The 10032-nt window shown below is 35.7% G+C and carries 8 protein-coding genes and 2 pseudogenes; 7 read left to right on the top strand and 3 right to left on the bottom strand.

The window, feature by feature from the left end:
• On the bottom strand, positions 1-638 hold a 638-nt coding region (locus F6K13_RS06065), incomplete at its 3' end, for an ion transporter (RefSeq protein ID WP_353735638.1).
• Positions 639-772: 134 nt separating this feature from the next.
• Here F6K13_RS06065 and F6K13_RS06060 point away from each other — a divergent pair.
• From F6K13_RS06060 to F6K13_RS06045, 4 genes and pseudogenes are all read left to right on the top strand, one after another.
• A complete protein-coding gene (locus tag F6K13_RS06060; protein ID WP_124155397.1) occupies positions 773-1057 on the top strand; it encodes a hypothetical protein in 285 nt (94 codons plus the stop codon).
• 234 nt (positions 1058-1291) lie between these two features.
• Positions 1292-1963 (top strand): pentapeptide repeat-containing protein, encoded by a 672-nt coding sequence (locus F6K13_RS06055; protein WP_124155398.1) that lies wholly within the window; start codon positions 1292-1294, stop codon positions 1961-1963.
• Between the two features lie 15 nt (positions 1964-1978).
• Positions 1979-2395 (top strand): annotated as a pseudogene (locus F6K13_RS06050) (pentapeptide repeat-containing protein); the annotation flags it as partial.
• Positions 2387-2875 carry a pentapeptide repeat-containing protein gene (locus F6K13_RS06045; protein WP_275670441.1) on the top strand — a complete coding sequence of 163 codons (489 nt, stop codon included), beginning with the start codon at positions 2387-2389 and terminating at the stop codon, positions 2873-2875. The pseudogene F6K13_RS06050 and the gene F6K13_RS06045, both read left to right, overlap by 9 nt.
• An 880-nt stretch (positions 2876-3755) precedes the next feature.
• Here the strand turns inward: F6K13_RS06045 and F6K13_RS06040 are convergent.
• Together F6K13_RS06040 and F6K13_RS06035 are read right to left on the bottom strand one after the other, a co-directional pair.
• The gene (locus tag F6K13_RS06040) at positions 3756-5372 is read right to left on the bottom strand and encodes a hypothetical protein (RefSeq protein ID WP_124155400.1); all 1617 of its coding nucleotides are present in this window, start codon (positions 5370-5372) and stop codon (positions 3756-3758) included.
• Positions 5369-6577, bottom strand: coding sequence for a glycosyltransferase family 4 protein (locus F6K13_RS06035; RefSeq protein ID WP_124147034.1), 1209 nt, complete (start codon positions 6575-6577; stop codon positions 5369-5371). Before F6K13_RS06035 ends, F6K13_RS06040 begins: the two co-directional genes overlap by 4 nt.
• 256 nt (positions 6578-6833) lie before the next feature.
• Here F6K13_RS06035 and F6K13_RS06030 point away from each other — a divergent pair, with 256 nt between their 5' ends.
• The 3 genes and pseudogenes from F6K13_RS06030 to F6K13_RS06020 all read left to right on the top strand — a co-directional run bounded on the left by F6K13_RS06030 (position 6834) and on the right by F6K13_RS06020 (position 9666).
• Positions 6834-7766 (top strand): hypothetical protein, encoded by a 933-nt coding sequence (locus tag F6K13_RS06030; protein WP_124147035.1) that lies wholly within the window; start codon positions 6834-6836, stop codon positions 7764-7766.
• A 90-nt stretch (positions 7767-7856) separates the two neighbouring features.
• Entirely contained in the window at positions 7857-8846 is a 990-nt protein-coding gene (locus F6K13_RS06025) for a glycosyltransferase family 2 protein (protein ID WP_124147036.1), read from the top strand.
• A gap of 125 nt (positions 8847-8971) precedes the next feature.
• Positions 8972-9666: pseudogene (locus tag F6K13_RS06020) on the top strand (IS1 family transposase).
• Positions 9667-10032: the final 366 nt, after the last annotated feature.

The following is a 10032-nucleotide window of genomic DNA, read 5'->3' as shown; positions in this document are numbered from 1 at the left end:
AGTTGTTTAATTAAATCCCCCAGTTGAGAAGGAATTAAACTAATACCTGTTAATATCATTAAAACGGTTAATAAACGACCACTTTCTGAAGTAGGAATTATATCGCCAAATCCAACAGTTGTCATTGTAACAACTGAAAAATATACAGCATCTAAAAAATTCTTAAATGATTCAGGATTTACGCGGTGCTCTACTTGATAAATCAAGCCAGAAAAGATAAAAATAATTGTAAATAAAGTAAATAATATTCTGGCAAAAATCACTCCATCTTCTGTACTAATCCGAAAAATATAAATTTTGAATTTGAGAAATCGAATTAATTTTAGAATTCGGAACCATCTGATAATTCTAATAAAACTCAGTTCTAAAAAACCTGGAAAAATAGGTAAAATTGCCAGTAAATCAATAATAGAAAAAAAACTAAAAACAAACTTTATTTTTTGATCTGCACACCAAAATCTCAGTAAATATTCAACGGCAAAAAACACTAAAATAGCATCATTGATTAGTTCTAGTATAATAAAAATATTCTCTGGAATTGGATAAGTCTCAGCAACAAAAATAGCTGAAGAAAATAAAATCAAAAATAGCAGAATAAAGTTAATAGCTTTACCGATAGGAGTTTCAATATCTTCCAAATAAAATGCTAGAGTTTTTTTTGTGAGTTCAAGTAACATAATTTCTCATCTTCTGCTTGAGAGCAGTAACTATCAAACTAAATTGTCATTATAATGTTTTACAATGAATCTGCCAATGTCTCTACAAGTTAATTATGTCTGACCTAGAATCAAATTTATCTGCTCTAGTTGCCAAGGTTTCACAACTGGAAAAACAACAAGTTACTCTCAAAAAATATGTTGTTAAGTTGAAACAGACTTTAGACGAGCAGATAGAAAATTTTCATCATCTACCGGAAGCACAAGATATCGAAAATTTACAGGAAAATTTTTTTGCTTTAACTCTACGTTTAGATGAATTATTAGCTTTAAATAATCCCATAAAATCGACTACGGAAACTCAAGATAAATCTCCGGATAGTTGGCAAAAAACTGAATAATATCAAAATAAATTAGTATTTGACTGTACTGATAGTCGTGGTGTATTAATCGAAGCATTAGAAACAGTTCAAGCACGATTAATTATTATTTGTCCTTGGTTAAACTGTAATAGTATCGATCGACATTTACTGAAGAAATTCAAGGATTGTTTAAACCACAATTTTCAGATAGATATTGGTTGGGGATATTTAGGCGATCGCTCGAATATTGGCAAAGGTTGGAAATATAATGCTTTGGTAGATTTACAAGAATTAGAAGAAAGTTATCCTGGTCTATTTCGGTTGAAGTTGTTAGGAACTCACGAAAATTTTCTGGTGTGTGATGAGAAGTTTGCTTTTGTGGGGAGTCATAATTTTTTAGCTTCGGGCGAGGAAAGTCTGGAACGAGAAGTGGGTATTCGGACGACGGATATAAAAATTATTCAAGGATTAATTAACCGTTTTGATAATGCTGAAGTTTTGGAGGAAGCAGAAATTAATCGCAGATTTGCAGCAAGTGTGAAAAGTTTGGATGAGGTGGAATATTTGCCTGGAGTTATTGATGAAAGTGAAATGGAATTTCAGAAGATTTCGATGGTGGTAAATAAAGATGAGGAGGAAGAAGAAGAGGGATATTTGCCTGGAGTTATTGATGAGAATGAAATGGAATTTCAGGATATTTCGATGATGGTAGATGAAGATGAGGAGGAAGAAGAAAGTCAAGAACCTGTGGTTAGTGCTGAGGAATTTTTGCGTAGATATAGTGAGGGAGAACGAGATTTTACTGGGATTAATTTGTCTGGTGTTGATTTGAGTGGGAAGTCTTTTGATGATTCAAAATTAAATTTGAGTAATGCTAATTTTAATGGTGCAAATTTGAGTGGAGCAAGTTTTCAATCAGTTAATTTAACAGGTGCAAAATTTTGAGGTACTGACTTATCTAAAAGTAAGTTAAATTCGGCAAACCTAAGTGAAGCTAAGTTGATTAATACTAACCTCTGTGAAGCTGATTTAAGTTCAGCGAATCTCAGTCAAGCTAAGTTGATTAATACTGATTTAAGTAAAGCAAGAATGGTTTCTACAAATCTAGAACAGGTAAAGTTTAGAAATGTGAATCTTAGTCAAACTTATTTATGTTTGGTAAATTTTACTAAATCTAACTTGAGTGGAATTAATTTTAGCCAAGCTAAAACACCAAACAAAAGCAACTTCAGTGGTGCAAATCTCACAAAAGCAAATTTTAGTGGCTTATTTTTAAGGAATACAGATTTTACGAATGTAAATTTGAGTCAAGCTGATTTAAGTAAAGCTAATTTGTTAAACGCAAACCTTAAAGGAGCAAACGTACAAATGGTAAAAATTAACCAAGCACTTTGTAGTGAAGCAACTGTTTTTCCTGAAGGGTTTAATTATACTAAATTGGGTGTTTATTTTCTTGCTCCTAATGTTTCATTAAGAGGAGTAAATTTATCAGGCACTGATTTAAGGGGAGTCAATTTGAGTGGAGCAGATTTAAGAGATGCAAATCTAGACGGAGCAATATTAGATAAAACTGATTTAAGATATGCAAATTTGAGTGGAGCAAGTTTAAGAGATGCAAATTTGCGAGAAGCTAAACTAAATGCAACAGAGTTAACAAAAGCTGACCTTCGTAATGCAAATCTTAATAGTGCAAAACTCAGAGGAGCTAACTTAATTTCAGCAGACTTACGAGCAGTTATAACATATTCTACTGATTTATCTGGTGCAAATTTAACTGATGCTAAACTAGGTGGAGAATTATTGGAAAAAGCTAACCTAAAAGGCGCAATAATGCCAGACGGTTCAACCCACGAATAATATAAATAGTAGGTTGGGTTGACAAAGGAAACCCAACTAAAAAGTTTGGTCGCCCTTCATAGTAATGTATCAAATCCGGTACATCAGTGTAATTGGCGTTGCACAGTGACGAATGATTCTAGATTTTGGATGCCTGAATTTGGAATTGGGGAATTACTAAAATGATTAGTTAATGGTTTTTTTAGTCAAAGTCCGAGCCCATTTTTGGCAGCATCATTCCATAATGTGCAACCCCGTGTAATTAGATAAAGAGGGTGGGAAGTTTGAAGAGATGGGTAGATAAAGAAAGATGTGGCAATGGCGCATCAGTTGGAAAATTTTTTTATACCGAACCCGAGCGGACTTGATATTAGAAATATTATAGACAGAACTTACGCATTTTTCCAACAAAAACACTAGATATACCATAGTGCTATAGTTTTTATCTACTATATGTAGTGCTTTTGCTTAAGTCCTGATAGAAATATTACAGCAGTCGCCATTATTATTAGGACATTCTCGCTCCTCTCAAATTGACAAATTTATTCCGTACTGCAAGTTTAACTTTAGACTTCAGATCGATGGAAATGCTCAACACCTTTAAGGGAGCAAGATACTCCCACTCTCATGCTCCATAACCAAAATAATTACAATCCACTACTACCAAAAATGTATCTATATACTTTTTTCTCTTCTCCTGACTCCTGACCAAAAAGTAAGGTAAATAGCTTCCCCTTTTAAGGGGATGAAAAAGCGGTCGTTAGCGCAGCTTCCCGTAGGGTGGGATGGCTCAGAAACCTGCGCCATATCCAATCGACCAAGAGAAAATCAACTTCAGTATTTTCGTAGCCTCCCTATTCCATGAGGTACTGATAACTGATAACTGAAATGACTTCTGACTTCATAACAACCCTCCTCGCTGAATTCTCTGCTGTTGTATAGTCTCCTTCTTAGCAAAAGCAGCATCTAGTTGATCCAATAACTTCCCAATCTTTTCCTTTGCCTCCTTGCTAGTCTGAGGTTGCCTGTTTAACCACGACGTTGCCCTTCTTCGCCCCTTTTGACTTGCCACAATTAAAGCACCCCAAGCAATAGCATTAGTTTCAGCTTGATTTACCCTTAAAGCAGCATCAACTCGGTTGCGCAGACGACCAGTATCATTTTGCAGTAATTTACCAATCTCATAAGTGCTGCTCAAATTATTTTCAAACACATTTAGACTTTCTTGCCAACGACCATCAATTAAACCAGCCAAAACTTTTTGACTTGGACTTGCCCAAGAAGCGATCGCCTGAGCTTCTGTAATCTTGGCATGAAATTTAATTAAATCAAATTGAGCTTGTGCTTTTTCAGGCCATTGAGATTCATCCATTAAATTCTTTCGCAAAGGTTGAATTAAAGCAAAAGCACCAGACCATAAACCATTACGAGCTAATCTCAAGGTATCTTTATAATAGCTATCTGCAATAGGAATTTCGTCAAGAGAAATTTTCTCTAACTCAATCGGATTAAGTATAAACTTTCGTGGCTGAATCCAATAAATATCAAAATCAGGATCTAATCCCACAGTTTGCTCAACCACCAACTCTGGATCTCCTCCTCCCGTCATTTCCTGCCAGATGGGAGCTTGACCAGCAGCACTTTTCCATTCCAACATCGAACTCAAGTAATTTTTTTTGGGGTTGTAATTGACAATTTGTCCATAAGGAATAGTCTTATTATTTTGTAATCTTTGACCACTGACAGTAAACCAAACTCCAGCAGTGGGAACTTTGCCTTGAAAACGACGTACTGTTGTTACAGGTAAAGGTTGATTTGAGCCTTGAGGAGCAGAGGTAGACTCAATAGTAGATGAAATTACAAAAGATTCAGCAGGACCTTGGAGTGGTAAAGTATTAACTAATCGAAAATATGGTTTACTGCCTTCTCTTTGGTTAACAGATAAAACTGACTGATAGACTCGCAACTCTACTAATTCCCGACAAGGAGTTTCACAGGGCAAAGAAGCTCTTGAATCAATTTGCTTCATTACTGGCACTAATACATCTAAACCAGAATCTGCTGTTGTACTAGGAAGAGAAAAAGTTTCTCCGGTACTAAATCCTCCCTCTTTGATACTACCTTTAATTTGTTCAAGAGTTTGCAAAGATTTATTCCCGGATATATAAAATTGAGTCCACTGTGGTAATGATTGATTAAACCAGACTATAGCATTCGGATCGGAAATTAACTTTACACTAATCCATGCCCCCATTGCCATGAAACCAGAGCCACCAAATAATAAACTTACCCCTGCCCATTCAACAATCCATTTTTTCCAAGGTAAGGATTTTAAAGAAAACTTTTGAGATTTAGATAATTTCCTCTGATGCCTAGATTTAGGGACAGAAGTTATCCGGCTAATTTGTAGAGTTTTCTTACTTCTAGGATAATAAGATTTCTGAGCTGTTTTAGCAACTTTGGGAAACTTAGCTTGATTGTAACTGACTTTGGAACCTTGAATCTTCCTTTTCATCATCCTAGCAATACCTGCTCATAGCGCTGACCTTGAACTTCCCAAGTATACTCCGTTTCTATCAGCGATCGCCCATTTTCTGACAACGTTTGTCTCAACTGCCCATCCTCAAATAAGTGACTAATGGCCTCTACATACTCTGCTACTTGATTTGCTCTTAATGCTTTTAGTGGTGTATTTGCACCATCAACTGCTAGACCTTCTAAACCACGGTCACTGGCCACAACAGGCGTACCTGCTGCCATTGCTTCTAAAGTTTTATTTTTAATTCCAAAACCAGTACGCATCGGAATCACACAAACAGTTGCTTGATGTAAATATTCTGCCATTGAAGGTACGCGACCTGTAACTTTTACTCCTGGGCGAGTTGAAAGTTCCTGCACTTCTGGTACTGGTCTCGCCCCTACCAGAGCTAAAGTTGTATCAGGATAACGCTCTTGTACCTTAGGTAATATTTCCAAAGTCAAAAACCTAACCGCATCAATATTAGGAAAATTATCCATAGCTCCCACAAAAATTAATTGATGTCCCTCTGGGTCGTTACTTCGATAGGGAAACTGAGTAAAATCTACTCCATTCGGAATAACTGATATTTGACTATTGGGGTTAAACTCTTGCAGTTGTTTCCCGTCTTCCTCAGTTGTTGCGACTATACAGGAAAATTTTGAGCAGTAGCGTTTTTCATAACGAAGCAGTAAGGGAAGATTCAGTCTATCTCGCAATGGTTTTTCTGCTGTACCAGTTTCTAACTGTTGCTTACAAGTACCATAAACCGAACTATGGACATTAACTAGAGTTTTTAGTTGTTGTTGCCATTGAGGGCGAATATAAATTTCATTCACACAATGTTCACAAGTAATGGCCTCACATTTACCTGCTGCCACAAACTCATCCACCCAATTTTGCATTGCTGGCGAATATATCGAAAGAACACTTGGTGGAGTACCTTCAATCAGAAAATTACTAAAACGTCTTAGTTTTACTAATGTTCCTTTTGTTGGTTCTTGGGGGCGCGGAAATACGGCCAACTCTTCTACATAAGATCGCAATGAATCTATTTCTGAATCATTGACATCTGGAGACAGTTGTGTTAATAAAGTAACAGAATGTTTTTGACTCAAATATTTGAGTAGATTAAAAGTTCTAACTTGCGTACCACCTCGACTGGGAGGATAAGGAAAGGTGGAGGAAAGCATTAAGATTTGCATAAAGTTTGTAAGTTCCCCTAGATTTTTCTTTATATACAGGTAATTTATTATATTTAATGGCAATATTATATAGCGTTTCCCAAGCTAATGAGGTACAGTTGTTTTTCTTCTTTATCGATTCCTACGGAACGAGAATTACGACTCCCTACTCCCTACTCCCTAAAACCAAGGAATTTTGTACCTGCCACTTTTTGGGAATTACTATATTATTAATTTTAGTTAGATTTTAAATATTTTAATTTTACAAATAGATTTTATGGTGGAAAAGTCAAATATAGTTAAGGCATTAAAAAAACCAAATCTAGCCTTGAAGAAAGGTAAGCGTTTTGTAGCACATAATCTGGAAGATGTGATCAGAATTATTACCCAGCAACACAAACTTTCAGAAATAGTTAATCAAAAGGAAATTCGAGTGGCAGGTATGAAACGCAGTGGGAATCATGCCATTATTAACTGGGTTAAAAGTCAACAGAATAGTGATGTAGGATTTATTAATAATGTATTAGCTAATCAAAACCCCTATCGGTACAAGTATGAAAATCTACGAGATAAATTTCCAGAACATAAATGGGCAATAGAACATAACCGCCAACAAGCTAAAGGAAATTTTATTAAAAGAGATTGTTTGATTTACAGCTATGAAGATTTTCCCCTGGAGCAGATAGCAAATGATAAATTTGAACGTAACCACGATATATACTTAGGAAAAAGTGCTACTAGGTACGATATACTTATTATTAGAGACCCTTTTAATCTGCTTGCAAGTAGACTAAAGATATCTTCTAAGGTGGCATATTTTTTATCAGTAAATTCTCCGAATAAAACCATGATTGATTTGTGGCTAGATTATGCAAAAGAATATTTAGGAGAAACAAATTATCTCAAGCACAACAAAATTTGTATAAATTATAATCAATGGTTTGCTGATGTTGAATATCGGCGAAACATTGCTGAGAAACTGCAAATGGAATTTTCTGATGCAGGCATTGATAAGGTAACAAGTTTTGGTGGCGGTAGTTCGTTTGAAGGAAAAGAATTTAATGGCAAAGCAACATCAATGGATGTCTTAAACCGATGGCAAAAAGTATCTGATGATCCTCAATACAAGCAGTTTTTCAATCGGGAAGTATTGGAGTATTCAGAGCGAATATTTGGTCATATTCCCGGCACAGAATCTTTAATTAATTAAGTAAAAATTAGCAAAAATTTCACCATTAGTTATCATTCAATATTGGGTTAATTATCTATTAAAATTATTTCATAAATTATGTAATTTATTATGACAAAAGTTAGCGTTTGCATTCCCACTTATAACCGAGCAAATTTGCTGCCTTATGCAGTAAATAGTGTTTTGAATCAAACTTATGATGATTTTGAATTAATCATAACTGATGATGGCTCAAAAGATAATACTGCTGAAGTAGTTAGTCAGTGGAATGACTCTAGAATTCACTATATTCAGCATCCTCAAAATATTGGACGTAGTAAAAATATGCGTTCTGGTTTTGATGCTGCTACAGGGGATTATTTTATCAAATTTGATGATGATGATGCCTTGACTCCAGAATTTTTAGAGAAAACTGTGGCAGTATTAGATGAGATGCAAAATGTAGATTTTGTCTGTACAAGTCATTGGGTTATTAATGAAAAAAGTGAACGGGAGGAAGTAGCCACGAGAGAGAATGCGGCTAAGTGGGGAAAGGATAAGTTGGAGCAAGGAATTATCCCTAACTTGCTTAAAGAAACATTTCAATACCAAAGTTTGCAGGTGGGTTCAACTTTGTTTCGTCGTTCTTGCCTACAAGAAGTTGATTATATGCGGCCTGAAGCAGATGGATGTGAAGACTTTGATTTGCTAGTCAGATTAGCAGTAATCGGAAAAGTTGGATATTTTATTCCAGAATATCTCATGGAATATCGTTTTCATAATCGTCAAACCAGTTTAAAACAAGATATTCACTTTTTATCTGCTAAAACTTTCTGTATTAATAGTTATAAATTTGACGATCAGAAATTGGAAAAATCACGTTTATTTAAGTTAGCAGATACGAAACAGAATCTAGGAATTAGATTAATTGAAAAGGGTGAAAGTGTTAAAGGGAGAGAGTTATTACAAGAATCAAGCCAAATGCTAGGAACTTCATTCAAGACTAGATTTGCTTTAGTATTATCTTACCTACCCCTAAATTTACGACAATTTGCTTTGCAAAGTTTTAGGAAATTTCGTCCTCAAGACTATGCAGACCGAGTTAGAAAAGCAACTACTTAAGTTGGAAATAACTGGTAGAATTTTTTAGTGGCGTTGGTAAATGGAAAGATGAACTGAGTAATCTACTCATAGGATGGGTAGGGCAAAATGGAATATGTAGATAGTGCTGGAGCTAAAGTTAGCCTATGCAATGCCCAGAGTGTGCTAGTAAACATATCCGCAAAAATGGTCATCGAGGAGACAAGCAAAATTATCTATTGTTAGATGTGGTCGCCAGTTTATAGAAGTCTATAACAAACCTGGATATAGCCTGGATACCAAAGCTTTATGAAGAGAAATTTATGTCAATGGTATGGGGTTCCAGGGGATTAGCTGAGTTACTGGGGTTGCCCATGGCACAATTATTAATTGGGTCAGACAGGTAGGAAAACTTTTACCTGATATTTATGACTCAGAAGTAATCCCAGAAGTTGGAGAATTGGATGAGTTACAAACTTTTGTCTCAAAAAAAAAATCAAGTTTGGATTTGGACAGTGGTAGACCACTTTCGGCCAGGGATTGTCGGTTGGGTCATCGGAAACCGTAGTTCTGAAACTTTTATTTGGCTCTGGCAAGCGATTGCTAACGCTTGTTGGAAATGCGATTTCTGGGTCAGTGATGGGAATCCTGTTTATAAAGTCTTTATTCCTGAGCAAGACCAAATTATCACTAAGACCTAAATGAGGAGGGTGGAAGGAGAAAATACTCGTTTACGACACTACCCCCGCTCGACTGCACCAGAAAACATTGTGCTACTCCTTTCTCTGTAGAGATGCTGAAGCATTCCATAAGACTTTTAATTCATTATCTCAAGTTTGGAGATGTAACTGTTCCTGCCTGATTTATCTTTGAATTTACCAACGCCTTTTTAGCGATCGCCACTCGATCAATTTTCCTACAAGATGATGATTACTCAATATTGGCTTGGCAATGATACAGGCCATTTTTTTTGCCCAAGTCCTGTTATATCAAATCCGGTTGAATACTTATCATATATTTGGGGGTGGGGAGTAGGGGAGTAGGGGAGATTGAACTAATTATAGAATTATAAGCATATATTATATAACCGGATTCTATATCATATCAAATCCGGTAGCATCGGTATAAAAAAATTAAACCTGATAAATTAAGGGATGAATAGTAAGAGTTGGGCGATCGCCATGCCGAGATTGTTAAAGCTAGAACCACACAAAAGTATCGAAGAGTT

Origin of the sequence: Okeania sp. SIO2B9 (assembly GCF_010672505.1) — a bacterium.
Lineage (GTDB): Bacteria > Cyanobacteriota > Cyanobacteriia > Cyanobacteriales > Microcoleaceae > Okeania > Okeania hirsuta.
Note: the sequence above shows the minus strand (reverse complement) of the source record. Positions and strands in the feature narration are given on the sequence as shown.

Coding starts and splice junctions, on each gene's coding strand:
- F6K13_RS06025 (WP_124147036.1), top strand. CDS start 7,857: ATGACAAAAGTTAGCGTTTGCATTCCCACTTATAACCGAGCAAATTTG.
- F6K13_RS06035 (WP_124147034.1), bottom strand. CDS start 6,577: ATGCAAATCTTAATGCTTTCCTCCACCTTTCCTTATCCTCCCAGTCGA.
- F6K13_RS06045 (WP_275670441.1), top strand. CDS start 2,387: ATGGTAAAAATTAACCAAGCACTTTGTAGTGAAGCAACTGTTTTTCCT.
- F6K13_RS06060 (WP_124155397.1), top strand. CDS start 773: ATGTCTGACCTAGAATCAAATTTATCTGCTCTAGTTGCCAAGGTTTCA.
- F6K13_RS06040 (WP_124155400.1), bottom strand. CDS start 5,372: ATGATGAAAAGGAAGATTCAAGGTTCCAAAGTCAGTTACAATCAAGCT.
- F6K13_RS06030 (WP_124147035.1), top strand. CDS start 6,834: ATGGTGGAAAAGTCAAATATAGTTAAGGCATTAAAAAAACCAAATCTA.